Below are 17,116 nucleotides of genomic sequence, written 5' to 3'. Positions count from 1 at the left end.
CAATTTGCTATTCTGGAGTAAAAAGTATTCAGAAAGTCCTCTCAATCTAATTTAATTTGTGGCAAGTTTTAGTAGACAAGAAAAGTTCAATCTTTCTAAAAGTGGGAAGCAATTCCCTATTTTTCGTGTACTAAATATTAGTAAAATCTATCAAATGGGAGAGGTTTCTGTTCCCGCACTCAATAATGTTAGTCTTGATTTATATAAGGGAGAATTAATCGTTTTATTGGGGTCTTCTGGTAGCGGAAAATCGACGCTACTAAATATTTTGGGTGGGTTGGATGTGCCGACAACAGGACAGGTTATCTTCCAAGAGCAGGATCTTACTCAGGCAGGCGATCGCAGTTTAACAAACTTCCGTAGAGAATCTGTAGGGTTTGTATTTCAGTTTTATAATTTAATTCCTAGCCTAACTGCAAGGGAAAATGTGGCTCTAGTTACTGAAATAGCTTCTCATCCCATGCGACCGAGAGTGGCTTTAGGATTAGTTGGATTAGACAATCGTCTTGACCATTTTCCTGCTCAATTATCAGGAGGAGAACAACAACGGGTCGCGATCGCGCGTGCGATCGCTAAACGTCCCCAAGTATTACTTTGCGATGAACCGACAGGTGCCTTAGATTTTCAAACAGGGAAGTTGGTTTTACAAGTATTAGAGCGAATTAATCGTGAGTTGGGAACTACAATTGCCGTGATTACTCACAATGCTGGGATTGCTGCGATGGCGGATCGTGTTATTACGATGCGTAGTGGTGAGATTATTCGTATCCAGCACAATGATACTAAGATTGCCCCAGAGGATTTGGAATGGTAATTTTTCGGAAAGCAATCACTATCTAGAAGTCATAAATATTGCCTGAGAACATAAACAATTGCACTACAAAATTCTTCATATACTCCATTGTCACTAGGGTTTTCAAAAGCATCTATAAGGTTATTTAAGTCTTGATTAGAAAGTAAATCTATATCATCTAAAATTCCTTCAATTGCTTTTTCGCGCATCTTTTTTAGTTTATTGACATCAAGAGCTAGTCTTTTAATAGTTTCTTCCGCCGCTGTTTGCTTATCTGAATCTGCGGTAGCTAATATTTGTCCATCATCTGTATAGCGAAAAAAACTAGTACAATTTTCATCTAAAGGAGAAACCATCAAAGTTTCTTCGTACCATTCTCCCTTTTTATGCCCGCAATGTACTGGAATTGAGTGGATAGCATCACTTTTTCCTTGACAAGAAGCTATTAAGTTTATGTAATCTAAAGTCAAATCTGGATATTTATTCCTTGGCTTTAAATGTTCTATATGACTATCTGTTTGATTAATTCTTCTTCCACAGTAACAACAAATCAAGCCTTGTTCTTTTAATAATGACTTATGAACTGAAGATTTCTGTGGTTTTTGAAAGTTATCCCAGTTTGGTTGCCAATGTTCATTAGCTAAATTTTTCCATTGAATAAAGTCTTGTGGTGGTTGATTTTTTTTGATGTATTTCAACGATTAAGAATCTCCCTCCGTCGAATAGAAGTTCCAGCTTTGATTAATTCTGGTTCGTCAGAGCCAATTTTATGAGCAATTTTCTGACGTAATTCTTGAGCTTTCCCTAAGTTGCCTTCATCAATAAGTTGAAACAGATTAAGAATATCTTCCTTGATCTCTTGGGGGCGTTCTGAAACCTCCATAATATCTTCTAAAATACTATTACTATCTCTACCAAAAGAGCTTTTCGGTTTTCTGAAAATAATTCCTTCAGTATTTTTTTCTAAAAGATAAATATTTTGAGGTTTAATATGACTCAATACTTGAGGAGAATGAGTTGTAACAATGAATTGACATTCTGGAAAAGTCCTTTTGAGTGCTGAAATAATGTCTCTTTGCCATTTAGGATGAAGATGCAATTCAATTTCATCAATGAGAACAATTGCTTCTTCTTTTAGTACATCTTGGGAATAAGGATTAGCAATTGCTAGTCTTCTTGCTAAATCTCCTACCATTGCTAATAAACATTTTTCTCCATCAGATAGTTGATTAACAATTAATTTTTGACCTTCTTTTTCAAGAGTCATTTGTAAAGGCGAGCGTTCTACTCTTAAATTGGAAAACCCTTCCAATATTTGATATATAGCTGTTCTAACTGCTTCTAATTGTTTGTCTTGCCCTTGTTCTGGATGATATTTATAGTTTTCATTTTCTAAATCTTCTCGATTCCTAAACCATTCAAAAAAGCGTCTAAAATCAATTTTCCCTTTAGTCAATGCTAGATCATAAGAGTTAATAGGCTCAAATAAGTGTTTTTGCTTGATTCTTAAAGGAACATCAAGGACAGCTCGATTGGTTGGATAATAAACTGCTAATGGTAATGGTGCTCGATGATTAGCTAAGTGATGACATTTAATATGGTCTGCTAACTGCTTTATGCCACTTAAATTAGTATTAGTCTCTTTTTTGTATCCCTTTTTAACTTTAGTTAAAGACCAGCTAATATCTTGTAAATTAGATGTGTAGGCTGTTATTTTATTGTGTGTTTCTTTACTTTTATTATTGATGTCTGAATCACTAAAGTAACTACCTGACCCTTGTGGATTTTGAACACGGGCAGTAAACCAAGATAGTAAAATAGCAAGACAATCAAGGATGCTGGATTTGCCTGCCCCATTAATTCCAACAAAGACTGTAGGCTCATTTAAATCGAAGTCTAGTGTCAATTCACTAATTCCTCGAAAAGAATTAATTTTTAGTTGTTTAACTTTCATGACACTTATAACATTACCGAAAATATATTATTCACAATTGACTTAGATGCGACTGTTTAAAGTTTACTTTGTTTACTGTTGCTACTTTATGATTTCAATTGATTGATGCAAGTTGAGATATGAATGCTCTTGATCGCAAATTATTTAGAGACTTATGGCATGCTAGAGGCCAGGTAATTGCGATCGCCTTAGTGGTTGCCTGCGGCATTGCTAGCTTTATCATGGCAAGGAGTGCCTATACATCCCTGACTTTAACTCAGAATACTTACTATAACGAATATCATTTTGCCCAGGTGTTTGCGTCTCTCAAACGCGCTCCCGAAACCCTTAAAAAACAGATTGAGGAAATCCCAGGAGTTGCCCAAACTCAGACTCGCATTGTCGTGGATGTAACCCTTGATGTACCTAATTTACCTGAACCAGCGACAGGCAGATTGATTTCTCTTTCTGAAAAACGGGTTTCGATACTAAACAATATTTATCCCCGTCAAGGACGGTATATAGACTCAGGTAGAAGCAATGAAATCCTTGTGAGTGAAGCTTTTGCCGAAGCGAATCAACTACAGTTGGGCGATCGCATTGGAGCCATTATTAATGGCAGATGGGAAAAGTTACAGATCGTGGGCATTGCCCTCTCCCCAGAATATGTTTACGAAGTGCGGGGAGCCGGAGAATTATATCCTGACAATAGGCGGTTTGGGATTATTTGGATGGGTCGAGATGCCTTGGGAAAAGCTTATGACCTTGATGGCGCATTTAATAATGTGACCCTTTCTTTGAGTCCTGGGGCTCAAGAAATTGCGGTAATTACTCAATTAGATAGACTGTTAGACCCTTATGGTGGCTTGGGAGCCTACGGAAGAGAAGACCAATTCTCCCATCGAATTCTTTCTGATGAGATTAAGAGTTTAGAGATTATGGCCACTCTCTTACCTTCAATTTTCTTGGGAATTGCTGCTTTTTTGCTCCATGTAGTTTTATCGAGATTGGTCGGTACCCAACGCGAACAAATAGCAGTCTTAAAAGCTTTTGGTTATGACAATTTTGCTATTGGGGTTCACTATCTAAAATTTGTCCTAATAATTGTCACTATAGGTTCAATTTTAGGTATTTTCGGAGGAATCTGGTTAGGTAGAGGACTGACGCAAATTTACGCTCAATTTTATAAATTTCCTGTGCTGCGTTACGATTTTAGTCCTAGAGTCTTGGCTACTGCCATTTTAGTTAGTTATTCAGCCGCTGCGATCGGAGCATTTATGGCTGTAAATAGAGCAGTTGCTTTACCTCCAGCCCAGGGGATGCGTCCCGAGCCTCCAGCCAAGTTCAAGCCTACAATTGTCGAAAGATTGGGTTTACAAAGTTTATTTTCGGTTTCTGGGAGAATCATCCTGCGGAATTTAGAGCGTAAACCATTACAAGCCGGGTTATCAATTTTTGGGGTTTCTCTAGCCGTGGCAATTCTGATTAGTGGTCATTATCTGAAGGATTCGGTTAACTATTTAATGGACTTTCAATTTCGTCAGGTTCAACGGGAAGACATGACTATTGTATTTAATGAACCCCGCTCTTCTCGCGTTCGTTATGAAGTGTCTAACTTGCCAGGAGTCATTGATTCGGAAGCATTTCGTTTAGTTTCAGCTCGATTGCGTTTTCAACATCGTAGCTATCGTACTGCTTTAACAGGTCTCGAACCCCAGGGAGAATTTCGTCGTTTGATGGATCAGAATTTACATTCGGTCTTACTGCCTAGGGATGGACTAGTGTTAACCACTAAATTGGCAGAAATCTTAGCGGTAAAACCTGGAGATCTTCTGACCGTAGAAGTTTTAGAATCAAGTCGTCCTGCCCGCCAAATTGTAGTAGCTGGGTTAGTAGATGAACTTTTAGGGGTACAAGCCTATATTGATATTAATGCTCTTAATCGACTGATGCGTGAAGGTTCAACGATTTCTGGTGCTTATCTGGCGGTAGATGACCATCTTGCTAATCAGCTTTATACAGAGTTAAAACAAATTCCCGCTGTTACTGGCATATCTACCCGTGAGGCAAGTTTAAAGAGTTTTGAAGAAATTAGTGGGGAGAATTTGAAGATTATGACTACTTGGCTAGTTATTTTTGCTTGCATCATTACAGTTAGTGTTGTCTATAATTCTGCTCGCATCGCTCTTTCCGAAAGGAGTAGAGAATTAGCTAGTTTGCGAATTATGGGTTTTACCAAAGCTGAGGTGACATTTATCTTACTCGGAGAACAGGCAATTTTAATTTTGTTAGCGATTCCTCTAGGTTATGGCATTGGCTATGGTTTAGCGGCTTTAATGTCTGCGGCTTACAATTCTGAATTGTATCGTTTACCTTTAGTGATTAATAAATCTACTTATGCTTTTACTTTTGTGATTGTGATATTGGCTGCTATTGGTTCAGGGTTAATTATTCGTCGTCAAATCAATCGTTTGGATCTAATTGCTGTTTTGAAAACTAGAGAGTAATTTACTCTATAATGTTTCTGTGAGGAATAGAGTTCTAAAAGATGTTCATTTCCTAAGTTAGTCATTGAAAACTTTGACTCCTTAAATCAACTTTTTGTGTAATTAATTAAACATTTAATACTGTGAGTTCGAAAAATCACAAAAATATTGGGTTAGGCATTGCAGATTTATTAGCAGACAAAAGAGCAGAGATTCTCGAAATAGCAGCACAACATGGAGCTTATAATGTGCGAGTTTTTGGGTCCGTTGCGCGGGGAGAAGCAAATATTAATAGTGATATAGATTTTTTGGTAGATTTTAAACCAAAATGCACTCTCTTAGACCAAATTGCTTTAATACAGTCCTTAGCACAGCTACTAAACTGTAAGGTTGATTTAACTGAACCTAGCAGTCTTCATGAATGTATTAGAGATAGAGTTTTAAAAGAAGCTATATTTTTATGAAAGATGATCGACTTTATTTAAGCAATATCAAAGAATGTATAGAGCGTATTGAATTGTATACCTCTGAGGGTAAGGAAGTATTTCTTGAAACTATCATAATTCAGGATGCAGTAATTAGAAATTTTGAAATTATTGGCGAAGCTACAAAAAGACTATCAACTGAATTTCGAGCAACTTATGCTGATATTCCTTGGCAACAGATAGCTGGATTTAGAGATGTGTTAATTCATGATTATTTGAAAGTCAATTTAGATAGAGTTTGGAATGTAATTGAGCAAAATCTACCTGACTTAAAAGCGACAATAGAAAATATATTACAACAAGATTGAAATATATTTTTTGGGGAATGGTTAAAACTGAAAAGTAAAAAACATTTACAATAAGTTTATTAGCTCTGATCGCAATCTCCTCACAATTGTTATCTAAACTGAAAAACAAGAAGTTCACGATTGTCAGTTAATTCTTTTAAAATAAGAATTTAAGGTGCTGATTAAATAGCAAAACAGCAGTTAGCAATGATCGATAAAACCTCCCAATCAGCTCAATGGACTCAAGAGCAAGCAGCCTCAGAATCGATCGCCCAAGAAAAAAAGCAACAAACAAGGAAATATTTACCGCGACAATTACCCTATATATTAGGAGGATTAGGACTTGTTGGCATATTGATTTGGGCCTTTATGCCCTCGCCAATTCCGGTTGATGTCGCAGAAGTAAGGCGTGGCGATCTGCTAGTAACTGTTGACGAAGAAGGTGAAACCCGAATTCGCAAGCGTTATCTCGTTTCAACTCCCGTAGAAGGAAGACTTGCGAGAATTAATTTAGATGAAGGCGATCTCGTTAGCAAAGGACAAATCATTGCCCAAATCGATCCTTTACCCTTAGAATCTGATATCCAAGAAGCTCTGGCTAGATTACGTCAGTGGCAAGCGGAAAAAGCAGGAGTAGCAACCCAGCGCCCGAAACAAGAAGCAATATTCCAAGCTGAAGCGAGGATTAGAGCTTCTATTGCCAAACAAAAAGAGGCGATTGCTAAAGTGGCGCAAGTCAACGCAGAGTTAGCCCAGGCCCAACGCGATCGCCAAAGGACTCAACAGTTACATGCTGATGGAGCAATTTCTCGTCAGGCAAAAGAACAAGCAGAATTAGAAGAAATTACCCAAATGAGAGCTCTAGAAGCTCAACAAAGACTAGTTGATAGTGCTACAGCAGAAGTCAATGCTGCTCAAGAAGCCTTGGCAATTCTTCAGGCAGAACAACAAGATCCAGACTATCTCTTAGATGTTTATAATGCTCGCATCGCTAGTGTTGAGGCCGAGCTGGCAAAATTAACTGATGATGCTAATCGTACGAATATTAGGTCTCCGATTGATGGGTATGTATTAAGAGTGAATCTCGAAAGTGCCAAATATATAGAAGCCGGAACCCAATTATTGGAGTTAGGAAATCCCCAAGATTTAGAGATTGTTGTTGATTTGCTCTCTTCTGATGCGGTAAAAGTTAAACCCAACGCTAGGATGTTTCTTGAGCATTGGGGCGGAGAATCAAATCTCCAGGCCAAGGTTCGCTATATAGAACCCTCGGCTTTTACTAAGGTATCGGCTTTGGGAGTAGAAGAACAAAGGGTAAATATCATTGCCGATTTTATTGATTCTGAAATTCCTTTGGGCGATCGTTATCGAGTCGAAACTAGAACTGTGGTTTGGTCTGGAAAAGATGTTTTGCTCATTCCTTTGAGTGCTTTATTTCGTTGTGAAGCAGAAAATAACCGCATTTTATCTAATACTTGGTGTACCTTCGTTATTGAAAAAAATAAATCCCAGAAGCGTCAAATAACGGTTAGTCAACGCAGTAATTTTGAGGCGGTGATTGAAAATGGATTACAGGAAACAGAAAAGGTAATTCTACATCCTACTGAACGAATTCGCTCAGGAACCAAGGTTACAATACTCAAATAAAACTTTTGTATGTATCATTTATGTTTCATAATCTGAATTTTGACATAATCATATTGTGATAACTTTGCTACCATTTCTGCGCGAGAAGAAACTTTTAGCTTACGAAACATTCGTTTTAATGCTTGTTTGACAGAGTTTTCCTGAATCCAAAGGGTTTTGCCAATTTCGGAATTGGTCAAGCCTTGGGCTACTAATTCAGCAATTTGCGATTCACGGGTTGTAATTTGTCGGATGGTGTCTTGGTCGAACTTTATTTGTTGGGACTTGAAATTAATCAGTTGAGTAGATACATGGAGGCATAAAGCACTCAAATCCAAGATATTTTGATTGGTAAAAGGGGTGTTATCGCGATCGCGAGTTAAAGCCAAACCACCTATTAAATGGCCAGTATTAACAATTGGCCCAACCATGACATGACCGTGATCGAAGCGAGGACAAATAGTCTGCCATTTTTGAGTTGTTAATAATATCCCTTCATGAACTGGTACGTGATGTTCTACTAGATAACGGAAAACAGGATTTCGTTGTGGAGAGATAGCTGATTGAAATAATTTCGAGCGATATATAGCTTGGGGAAGACGATCTAGTAGGAATAAACAATAGCGTTTGGCTGCGAAATATTCACCAATTTGACGAACAACCGTTTGCTGTAGCTCTAACTCGCTTTCAGTTCTCGCGATCGCAGATACCAAAGTTTTTAGATCATGTGTCATTTTTCACAAACTGTACCCTTTCGAGGACTATTCAACGTTAAATCCGATCTTTATCATAGCTGTAGTTAATTAAAGATTTAACCTTATGTTTGAATACGCTTATCCCGAAATTCTTGTTGATACCCAATGGTTATCAGCTCATCTAGAAGATCCTAACGTTCGAATTATTGAGATGGATTTGAGTTCCGAATTATACGAACAAGGTCATATCCCTGGATCGATTTTTTGGAATGCAATGACAACATCATTAACGCCTGACCTAAGATTTAACTTTGACCAAGCGGCAATGTCAGAAATGCTGGGAAATGCTGGAATTACTAATGAGACAACAATAGTTACAGTTCATCATAGTTATGCTGCTACTTCTGGTTGTCTTTTCTGGCTGTTTAAAGTTTCTGGTCATGATAAGGTTCGAATTTTAAATGGTGGTCGCCAGAAATGGCTGATGGATGGTTATTCTCTAACCAAGGAAAAAACAATAGTAGAAAAGACTCAATATCGCGCCCAGACTCCAGATAAAAGTTCAATAATTTCTCTGGAGGAGGTACAAAAATCCCTTGGAAAAGATGATTGTATTTTATTAGATGTTCGTACTCCTCAAGAATATGGTGGTGAAATATTTTTGATGGAACCTCCGAAGGACAATGAACGTGCGGGGCATATTCCGGGGGCGATTAATCTCTATTATGAGTTGGCTCATAATGATGATGGCACGTTTAAGTCTTATACTGAGTTGCAAGAGCTTTTTGCGCAAAAAAATGTTACCGCTGAAAAGCTGATTATTCCCTATTGTGCTTTGGGAGCTCGTTCTGGTCATACTTGGTTCATCTTGAAATATTTATTGGGTTATCCTAATGTCAAAAATTATGATGGCTCTTGGAATGAGTGGAGTCGTATTTCGTCTTTGCCTATAGAAATTTAAGATCTAAGACTACTTGTCTATATTGCTTGACATCTCACAGGCGTTGCTAGGCATTGAGGGCAGACTAAGGAATTGGACAAACTTCCATCGCTTGAATCAAGCCTTGCTCAATGGTGAAACGATGGCCGATGCGTTCATCAGCAAGTACTACTCCAGCTAGATCGCGTGATCACACTAAATTTAAGCAAGCTAGCACAGAAAATTGGGGTTAGCCAACCTGCTGTGTATCGCTACTTCCCCAATAAGCAAGCTCTTGCTATTAGTGTTGCCCAGAGAGGATTTGAACAACTTGCCGAAGCTTTACAAAAAACGACTCAGAATGTTGAAAGTGATTCTTTTAAAGGCATTAGAGCCATTACGAAAGCGTATGTTGAATTTGCGCTCAACAATCCAGAAATTGCTCGCATGATGTTCAGTATGAAGGAACAAGTAACTGACCCTAAACTACAGCAAGTTTCGTCATCAGCAGCAAAGCCTATATTTCGCATTGTGGAAGCAGCTCATAGTTGTGATAGTCTGCGCAATAATGATGTTGTGCAAGCAGTATGGATGAGCAAATTCCCTCTGTGACCCAATCACCTGATGAATTATCAGAACATATTGAAGCAACAGCAAGAGTGCTGCATGTCAGACTGTTTATTATGTAAGCATTATCATGAGTAAAATTAATTTTAAGTCTTAAGTAGCTAATCAGAATTTCATGCCAACTCCATTAAATCCTAGACGAAGACCATATTTAACCAAAAATAAAAATTATTCTAACGGAAGACTAGGTGGGAAAAATTCAGCTCAATTGCGCATTAATTTTCGAGAAGGGCGTTTTGATATTCCCAGTTTGGAAGCTTGGTATCGCCATTGGAAAGAACCATATTATTTATTATTAACAATCCCTTGGACTGGTTTTTTATTATTAACGACTTTGTTCTATATTGCGATCAACACTTTTTTTGCGATCGCCTATCTAATTGGCGGAGACTGTATTGAAAATGCTACTGCTGGTTCATTTGGGGATGCTTTTTTCTTTAGTGTTCAAACCCTAACTTCCATCGGCTACGGCTCGATGTATCCCACCACTGCCTACGCAGATATTCTGGTGACAACGGAAGCTTTAATCGGAATTATGGGAATTGCCTTGATGACGGGATTGGCTTTTACTAAATTTTCTCAACCAACAGCGAGAGTAGAATTCAGTAATGTAGCTACTATTTCCAATCATAATGGGACGCCAACTTTGATGTTACGGGCAGCGAATCAACGGCATAACCAGATTATTAAAGCTGAAATTCGTTTATATCTGATGCGAGATGAGATCAGCAGCGAGGGGGAATATATGCGTCGAATGTATTTGCTGAGGCCGCTTCGTGACCAAACACCAAGATTTACTCTTAGTTGGACGGTAATGCATCAAATAGATGAAAGCAGTCCTTTATGGGGTGCTACGGCTGAGTCTTTGGCACAAAGTAAAGCTATGGTGATTGTTTCTTTGAGTGGTATTGATGAGACTGTTGCCCAGCCAATTCATGCTCCCTATTCCTATGCGGCAAATGATATTCTTTGGGGACATCGTTTTGTGGAGATATTTCATCAAGCCCCAGAAGGTCACCATTTCATAGATTTCGATCATTTTCACAATACCGAACCTTTGGAGTGATTAGAGAGCAAGTATGTAGTATCAAAATTTAATTTTTGACACAATTAGGATTATGAGTTTAACGATTACCCACGTCAAGATATTATTATGATCCGATGTAGAGTGTTTTACCCCTATTGGCTGACAACCTCAACGGTCTTAGCGATTGAAGGAACACCTTGATCGGAGATGAGGAAGAGATTGTACATCCCTTCTGGAGCAACAAACGCATCTTCTGGTGCAGTGATCTCAAGTTTGCCCGGTTCCAGTTCTTGATACTGAATTACAACTCGGCGTTGATTCTGATCAAAGCTATGTGTTTGAGAACCCATAGCCATAAGGACAACTCCATCAGATTCTGGAATTGATGCTGAGGCAAAATCAACAATGAGCTTAGACTCTCCAAGCACTAGTTTTTGCTCTGAAATCTTGGTAATTTTTGGCCTAGGGCCTTGAAATAAATAGGGAGGACTGAAAATTCTTAGTTCTGGTCTTTCACAACCTATCCTATACTCACCCTGATCAGCATCTTTATAAATTCTCCCGCCGCCAATTAAAACCCGACCATCTTTTAATAACAATGAAATGTTATGGTATCCTCGCATTTGATCATCATCAGTCCATGAACTGAGTTGGAGAAATGTATTCTGTTGCGGATCATAGATAAGAGGTCTTGTTAGATCGCCTATATTTTCCTCTGGAGCAAAATATTCCTCTCCGTTTACGATCAGAACCGTTCCATCTGGAAGTATTGTTGACGCAGCTCTTTCCCTAGTAATACCAGTATCTAGAGAAGTCCATGTCATCTGGTAAGGGTCAAACTTATCAATACGTTGTCCCTCTTGGAGACCGCTACCTCCGCCAACAATAACAATATATCCCTCCTCCGTGATAAATGCAGAGGTATCGATCAAAGACCCTCCCTGGGGTCGGCGTGCCTCAATAGGAGCAGTAAATCTTTTCTCTTCTGGTACGTTCTCATCCAAGCTCAAAAATGCTAAGCCAGGTATAAATGAAGAATTTTCAGAATTAGGCGCTATACCACCGTAGATCACAACATGGCGCTCATAGCCATCAATTGTAACGGGCTTAGGTAACAGCATCGAATGGGGATAGTCGAATACATCGATACCAACTTGCAGTGGAGCGTTGTCGTGATTCACCCAAATAGTCCAAGGATCCTGTCCTTCTTCAAATTTTCCAGAATCGAAAATAGTGACACTTCTATTCAGAAAGTTTATCTTCTCAGGCTTAAGAACATCGATCCATTTAACCAATCCACCATTAACCAGGTTCTTGCCACCAGGTATTCTGGTAATGCTTGGGTACCACATCATTCCTGTTTCGTACCAATCATCCCATGAGCCATCCTCAGGTGGAGTTGGTCCTCCTGGATTAGGATAAGCAACCCTTGAGAATTCTTCCCCATCAAAAACTCGTGCGTAATTTAATCCAAATTCATCTTGTCCAAATGGTAGGGGATATTCAACATCGCCAAGATTTGTATATTTCGCACCACCCATAAACAAAATATTTCCATTTGGCAAGGGAGCATGACCAGAGCAATACAGTACATCTCCCTCCAGTTGGGGAGTTTCATTAATAGGCTGAATGTTTAAAGTTCCATCACTTGTCGTATCTAGCTGTGTTGGGTCTAATAAAAAAGATGTCCCAAATGCTCGCCCCTCAAAATCTTCACAGAAGCGTTCTTTAGGGCGACTCCATCCGGTCAGCAACACTTTTCCATCTGGCAGCAAATTGGCATGAATTGGAGCAACCCACCAGCCTTGCTCAGGCTTGGGAATTTTGTCACTTCCGGGAAATGTGTCAGTCGTGTCTCGGAGAGTAGCAATTGGTCCCCATTTACCATCTTGAGCATAGTTGAGATTGCTATCCAATGCGGAAGAATGACAAGAGTAGAAGAAAAGTGATAGAAGTACAACGAGTACGGGAAAAATGCGGGGTTTAGTCATTGAAAATCCTCAGCATAATCTAGATATAGAATCAAGCTTAATATATGTAAAAATATGAGCATTAACTAAATATGAATTGGGTCCGTTATAGGTTACTCATTCTCTTAATACTCAATCTATATTTGACCATCAATTCATCAACTTAGGTTATTTTAGAGTAAAATTGATTATTCAAACTGTAGCCTAACGAACTAAGGACATTTCTCAAAAAGAAGATATCTATAAATGAAGATCGGGTGTCGTTAACTCTTGGGCTGTAGTGAAATTATGTCGAACTTGCCCTTTGTCCGCACATAGATAGTGCTCTCTTCTTCTGCTTCAGACGAGACCTGATGCACAGATTCTCTCTTTGAGCCGAAATAACTGCCAGGCTTTAAGGTCTTGATCTTTGTTTTACCCAATACTTGATATTGTGGTTGACCCTGGATTACTACAGCGCGGAAGATTGAGTCGTGGCTGTGTATTTTTACCGTAAACCCAGCAGGCAGCTTTAGGAGAGTCCCGTTCAATTCTCCATCTTGGGGTTTTCCCCAAAGAAAGGCTATTTTTGGTTTATCGTCAGAAGTGGTTGTTCCAGGAAGATCGATCCAAGTAATATTTGATGCGTCCAACCAAACAAGGTTTGATGCTTCTAGGTTAATTGGTCTTTCTCCATTGTCAAACGCTTCCTCTTGAGGAAGAACGAGATATGGTCCGTCTTCAATCTCAATATATGCAACATTAGTTTTCCCTTCAGCAGCGGTGATATGGGCTTCTCCTGCTGGCTGCGTCCAGAAAGAACCCACTGGCATCCACATATCTTTAGCATTGGGGTCGTCATTATGAATGAGACCACTGATAACTACTCCTCGGTAGGTGACATTGTGAATATGAGGTGGTGACGAGAAGCCTTTCTCAAACTTCACAAGAAAGCCTGATGCCCCAGGACCAGTGCGATCGCCCCAAAGGGGACTTGCCTTCGGGCTTGCATCACCGCGGGCAGGGTTGAGCGGTGACCATTCAGCTCTGGACATCAAGACGACCTCAGAAGTTGGCTTAATGCTTTGGTGTAAGGCTTGCGCGCTACTCCAAATGATTACGAGAATGGTAAGTATCAGGCATAGAAATGTCCTTATATTCTTCATTTAGGTTTGAAATCAGTCTATAGGTTTGACATTAAAAAATTAGGCAAGAGTTTTCAAGAAATTTTTATTCAGCTTTTGTAAAGTTAAAAGGGGCAACTATTATATTTTAAAAGTAGAAATAATTATGCAATATAAACTACTGGGAAAAAGCGGACTTAGAGTATCAGAACTCTGTCTGGGTACAATGACTTTTGGTGAAGACTGGGGTTGGGGTTCATCTAAAGAAGAAAGTAAGGCAATCTACGATGCTTTTCGCGAAGCTGGGGGAAACTTTATCGATACAGCAAATATCTATACCAATGGCACTAGCGAACAATTTCTCGGCGAGTTTATTACTGACCAAAGAGATGAAGTTGTATTAGCTACTAAATATAGTAATGGTTTAGGGGATGGAAATCCTAACGGTAGTGGTAATCAGCGTAAAAGTATGGTGCAGTCGGTAGAAGCTAGTCTCAAACGCCTCAATACTGACTATATCGATGTTTTATGGCTACATATCTGGGATTTTATGACTCCACCTGAAGAGGTTATGCGAGCATTCGATGATTTGGTGCGATCGGGAAAAGTTTTGTATATCGGAATTTCTGATGCTCCTGCTTGGATTGTGGCTCAATGTAATACTTTAGCTGAGTGGAGAGGTTGGACACAGTTTATTGGTTTACAGATTGAATATAGTCTGATTCAACGCACTCCTGAAAGAGAACTCTTACCAATGGCTCATACTTTGGATATTGGTGTGACTGCTTGGTCGCCTTTGGCTAGTGGTTGGCTAACGGGAAAATATACTCAAGGGAATACGACAGGGGAAGAGAGAAGATTAGATAGTGAAATGATGGAGGGTTTTGTTGACAAAAGCGATCGCAATACTAAAATCGCTCAAACAGTAGATAAAGTTGCCGAACAAATCGGCACTAGTTCTTCTCAAGTTGCTTTGGCTTGGTTACTAAGTAAAGGCGTAATTCCGATTATCGGTGCGAGAAAAGTATCTCATGTTGAGGATAATCTTAAATGTATTGATCTTAAATTGTCTTCAGAACAAATTCAGCAATTAGACGAAGTAAGCAAGATTGAACTTGGATTTCCCCACGATTTCTTTAATGCAGATATGGTGAAAAACTTTGCTTACAATGGCACATTCGACAAGATAGACAACCATCGTTACTCTCAATTGGCTAATTAATTTTTGTTTTTATAGAAAAGTACTTACAATAGGAAAAGTAATAAATATGTAATAAATGTGTCATAAATTTAATCTTGACACATTTTGATCAGTTTATAATGTCAATCTGCGATCGCGCAACATTCAGATACTTTAGAGAAAATGCGAACAAAATGTACACATTGCCAACAAAGTCGTTTGCTGTCGCAACGCTAAGTTAGTCTAAAATCCAGATTCGACAATCGTTAACATTTGATTAGCAGATACATTATCAAATTCTTGAATAATCCCACTGGGCCATTGAATCCGAACTTGATGAACTAAGTCATTTGGCAAATCTCCTAATCCGAAATGAGCTGTGATCTCGCTTTGCCCCAAATAATCAGAACTCGCAGAAATTTCCCTAATTTGCTCTGGCCCATCTTCCGTTGCTACTACTGTAACAACAGCACCAACACCATCTGCATTAGAAACTGTACCTTGAGTTTTGACTTTCAACCAATCGTTAGTATTTTCACTATCATTGCGATACAGCAATGGATCAGAACCATTATTAGTGACAAACATATCTAAATCGCCATCGTTATCATAATCAAAGGTTAAAAGTCCTTGCCCCAAACCTGTATCAGTAACTCCAGATGAAGTAGCAATCTCAGTGAAAAAACCATTATCATTGCGCCAAAGTCGCATTGGGTCATCAAGATGGGGATTATCATAGTCATCTGGAAGATGATTAAGAATGAAACCATTAGTCATAGCGAGATCGAGATCGCCATCATTGTCAAAATCGAAAAAATTAGTACCCCAACCCCAACCGCCATCTCTAACACCTACAGCATCAGTCTGGTCTGAAAATGTCCGATTTCCTTCATTACGAAAAAGTCGATTTCCCGTATCTCCGAGCCAAAAGTCATAGTCATAAGGCAAGTCAGGAAATAAGTCATAAGGGGTTCCATTTTCGTAGTAAATAGAAGTTATGAAAATATCGAGTTTTCCATCCCCGTCATAGTCTCCAACTGTTAACCCCATGCCATTCTCATCGGTTCCGACACCAGCATCAGTCGTACCATCAGTAAAAGTACCATCTCCGTTATTCCAGAAGAGTTTACTCGTAGCGTAGTCCCCCGAAATAACTAAATCTTGATAGCCATCGCTATCGAGATCTGTGAAATGAGAAGCAAAGGCGAAAACATTAGGAACATCTACCCCCGCAGCTTCGGTAGTATCCTCAAAATAGCCAGGCTGGAAATCACCAAGGTTGCGCAATAATCTTGTATTGAAATGCTCAGGGGAATCCCATTCATTCGCATGGATATCTAGATATCCGTCTTTGTCATAGTCTCCAAAAGCAATACCATTCCCAAAACGAGTTCTCTGCAAAATGTCTTCGTTATTGATATTGAGAGCGACATTACGGGGAATAGCTTGTTCCTCAAAAAAACCTTTACCATTGTTGATGTATAAATAGTATCGCTCATTTTTTGCGGTAGTTACGTATAGATCTTGGTCGCCATCATTGTCAATATCCGCAAAGGCAGCACCATTAGAGTCCGTTACCCGATTAATTCCCGAAGATAAAGTAACATCTGTAAATGTGCCATCTCCATTGTTCCGATACAAGATGTCAGGGGCATTGCGTCTAGTTACATATAAGTCAACCCAACCATCGTTATCATAATCAGATGCTGCCGCACCAGGATTATTTCCTCCCATAGGTGGTCCTGGAAGGTTATCAGAAATGTGATTAATCCCAGAATCACGGCTATTGATAGAAGTAAATTGGATACTCATGTTCTTAAAATCTTAATTATTTTCATTTTCAGTTATATTGCCAACCGTCTAAAACTGCCAACTATAAAGATCTAAGTTGTAATTGAGTCTAGTTTATAAATTTTTCCTTAATCCTTTTACTGTTAAATATCTTCTGCCGCTACTTATTTATCGATATTTTCTTGATTTTCTCC

Annotated in this window: 15 protein-coding genes and 1 pseudogene; 9 read left to right on the top strand and 7 right to left on the bottom strand. The window is 39.0% G+C overall.

Going from position 1 to position 17,116, the window contains the following annotated elements; genetic code table 11:
- The first annotated feature begins 154 nt into the window (after positions 1-154).
- Complete coding sequence (locus XEN7305_RS13865; RefSeq protein ID WP_144053274.1) at positions 155-814, top strand: ABC transporter ATP-binding protein; 660 nt, start codon at positions 155-157, stop codon at positions 812-814.
- A gap of 29 nt (positions 815-843) precedes the next feature.
- Here the strand turns inward: XEN7305_RS13865 and XEN7305_RS13860 are convergent, their stop codons facing one another.
- Positions 844-1,491 (bottom strand): retron system putative HNH endonuclease, encoded by a 648-nt coding sequence (locus tag XEN7305_RS13860; RefSeq protein ID WP_006510078.1) that lies wholly within the window; start codon positions 1,489-1,491, stop codon positions 844-846.
- Positions 1,488-2,747, bottom strand: coding sequence for an AAA family ATPase (locus XEN7305_RS13855; RefSeq protein ID WP_006510077.1), 1,260 nt, complete (start codon positions 2,745-2,747; stop codon positions 1,488-1,490). The genes XEN7305_RS13860 and XEN7305_RS13855 overlap by 4 nt, the downstream gene beginning before the upstream one ends.
- A 119-nt stretch (positions 2,748-2,866) precedes the next feature.
- On the opposite strand from XEN7305_RS13855, the gene XEN7305_RS13850 reads away from it, so the two are divergent.
- The 4 genes from XEN7305_RS13850 (at position 2,867) to XEN7305_RS13835 (ending at position 7,631) form a co-directional block, all read left to right on the top strand.
- Positions 2,867-5,233, top strand: coding sequence for an ABC transporter permease (locus XEN7305_RS13850; protein WP_006510076.1), 2,367 nt, complete (start codon positions 2,867-2,869; stop codon positions 5,231-5,233).
- Between the two features lie 122 nt (positions 5,234-5,355).
- Positions 5,356-5,676 carry a nucleotidyltransferase family protein gene (locus XEN7305_RS13845; RefSeq protein ID WP_006510075.1) on the top strand — a complete coding sequence of 107 codons (321 nt, stop codon included), beginning with the start codon at positions 5,356-5,358 and terminating at the stop codon, positions 5,674-5,676.
- Positions 5,673-6,005 (top strand): DUF86 domain-containing protein, encoded by a 333-nt coding sequence (locus XEN7305_RS13840; protein WP_006510074.1) that lies wholly within the window; start codon positions 5,673-5,675, stop codon positions 6,003-6,005. Before XEN7305_RS13845 ends, XEN7305_RS13840 begins: the two co-directional genes overlap by 4 nt.
- A 186-nt stretch (positions 6,006-6,191) precedes the next feature.
- Positions 6,192-7,631, top strand: a complete 1,440-nt coding sequence (locus XEN7305_RS13835; RefSeq protein WP_006510073.1) for an efflux RND transporter periplasmic adaptor subunit — start codon at positions 6,192-6,194, stop codon at positions 7,629-7,631.
- A gap of 14 nt (positions 7,632-7,645) precedes the next feature.
- Here XEN7305_RS13835 and XEN7305_RS13830 read toward each other — a convergent pair whose 3' ends face one another.
- Entirely contained in the window at positions 7,646-8,344 is a 699-nt protein-coding gene (locus tag XEN7305_RS13830) for a LuxR C-terminal-related transcriptional regulator (protein WP_006510072.1), read from the bottom strand.
- Positions 8,345-8,429: 85 nt separating this feature from the next.
- Between XEN7305_RS13830 and XEN7305_RS13825 the strand changes: the two genes are divergently transcribed.
- Positions 8,430-9,266, top strand: a complete 837-nt coding sequence (locus XEN7305_RS13825) for a sulfurtransferase (RefSeq protein ID WP_006510071.1) — start codon at positions 8,430-8,432, stop codon at positions 9,264-9,266.
- Positions 9,267-9,330: 64 nt separating this feature from the next.
- Here XEN7305_RS13825 and XEN7305_RS30350 read toward each other — a convergent pair.
- Positions 9,331-9,432 (bottom strand): annotated as a pseudogene (locus XEN7305_RS30350) (nuclear transport factor 2 family protein); the annotation flags it as partial.
- Between XEN7305_RS30350 and XEN7305_RS13820 the strand changes: the two are divergent.
- Positions 9,432-9,836, top strand: coding sequence for a TetR/AcrR family transcriptional regulator (locus XEN7305_RS13820; protein ID WP_006510070.1), 405 nt, complete (start codon positions 9,432-9,434; stop codon positions 9,834-9,836). The pseudogene XEN7305_RS30350 and the gene XEN7305_RS13820 overlap by 1 nt on opposite strands.
- Positions 9,837-9,966: 130 nt before the next feature.
- Complete coding sequence (locus XEN7305_RS13815) at positions 9,967-10,917, top strand: ion channel (protein WP_006510068.1); 951 nt, start codon at positions 9,967-9,969, stop codon at positions 10,915-10,917.
- 113 nt (positions 10,918-11,030) lie between these two features.
- Here the strand turns inward: XEN7305_RS13815 and XEN7305_RS13810 are convergent, their stop codons facing one another.
- Both XEN7305_RS13810 and XEN7305_RS13805 read right to left on the bottom strand, forming a co-directional pair.
- Positions 11,031-12,869, bottom strand: a complete 1,839-nt coding sequence (locus XEN7305_RS13810) for a galactose oxidase early set domain-containing protein (protein ID WP_006510067.1) — start codon at positions 12,867-12,869, stop codon at positions 11,031-11,033.
- Positions 12,870-13,111: 242 nt separating this feature from the next.
- Positions 13,112-13,882, bottom strand: a complete 771-nt coding sequence (locus XEN7305_RS13805; protein WP_006510066.1) for a DUF4437 domain-containing protein — start codon at positions 13,880-13,882, stop codon at positions 13,112-13,114.
- Between the two features lie 235 nt (positions 13,883-14,117).
- Here XEN7305_RS13805 and XEN7305_RS13800 point away from each other — a divergent pair, with 235 nt between their 5' ends.
- Positions 14,118-15,173, top strand: a complete 1,056-nt coding sequence (locus XEN7305_RS13800; protein WP_006510065.1) for an aldo/keto reductase — start codon at positions 14,118-14,120, stop codon at positions 15,171-15,173.
- 201 nt (positions 15,174-15,374) lie between these two features.
- Here XEN7305_RS13800 and XEN7305_RS13795 read toward each other — a convergent pair whose 3' ends face one another.
- Positions 15,375-16,943 (bottom strand): CRTAC1 family protein, encoded by a 1,569-nt coding sequence (locus XEN7305_RS13795; RefSeq protein WP_006510064.1) that lies wholly within the window; start codon positions 16,941-16,943, stop codon positions 15,375-15,377.
- Positions 16,944-17,116 lie beyond the last annotated feature (173 nt).

The sequence above is a fragment of the Xenococcus sp. PCC 7305 genome, from assembly GCF_000332055.1.
In the GTDB taxonomy this organism is placed as follows: Bacteria; Cyanobacteriota; Cyanobacteriia; order Cyanobacteriales; family Xenococcaceae; genus Xenococcus.
This window is presented reverse-complemented; position numbering and strand designations above follow the sequence as displayed.

Coding starts and splice junctions, on each gene's coding strand:
- XEN7305_RS13865 (WP_144053274.1), top strand. CDS start 155: ATGGGAGAGGTTTCTGTTCCCGCACTCAATAATGTTAGTCTTGATTTA.
- XEN7305_RS13855 (WP_006510077.1), bottom strand. CDS start 2,747: ATGAAAGTTAAACAACTAAAAATTAATTCTTTTCGAGGAATTAGTGAA.
- XEN7305_RS13850 (WP_006510076.1), top strand. CDS start 2,867: ATGAATGCTCTTGATCGCAAATTATTTAGAGACTTATGGCATGCTAGA.
- XEN7305_RS13840 (WP_006510074.1), top strand. CDS start 5,673: ATGAAAGATGATCGACTTTATTTAAGCAATATCAAAGAATGTATAGAG.
- XEN7305_RS13835 (WP_006510073.1), top strand. CDS start 6,192: ATGATCGATAAAACCTCCCAATCAGCTCAATGGACTCAAGAGCAAGCA.
- XEN7305_RS13830 (WP_006510072.1), bottom strand. CDS start 8,344: ATGACACATGATCTAAAAACTTTGGTATCTGCGATCGCGAGAACTGAA.
- XEN7305_RS13825 (WP_006510071.1), top strand. CDS start 8,430: ATGTTTGAATACGCTTATCCCGAAATTCTTGTTGATACCCAATGGTTA.
- XEN7305_RS13815 (WP_006510068.1), top strand. CDS start 9,967: ATGCCAACTCCATTAAATCCTAGACGAAGACCATATTTAACCAAAAAT.
- XEN7305_RS13810 (WP_006510067.1), bottom strand. CDS start 12,869: ATGACTAAACCCCGCATTTTTCCCGTACTCGTTGTACTTCTATCACTT.
- XEN7305_RS13805 (WP_006510066.1), bottom strand. CDS start 13,882: ATGTCCAGAGCTGAATGGTCACCGCTCAACCCTGCCCGCGGTGATGCA.
- XEN7305_RS13800 (WP_006510065.1), top strand. CDS start 14,118: ATGCAATATAAACTACTGGGAAAAAGCGGACTTAGAGTATCAGAACTC.
- XEN7305_RS13795 (WP_006510064.1), bottom strand. CDS start 16,943: ATGAGTATCCAATTTACTTCTATCAATAGCCGTGATTCTGGGATTAAT.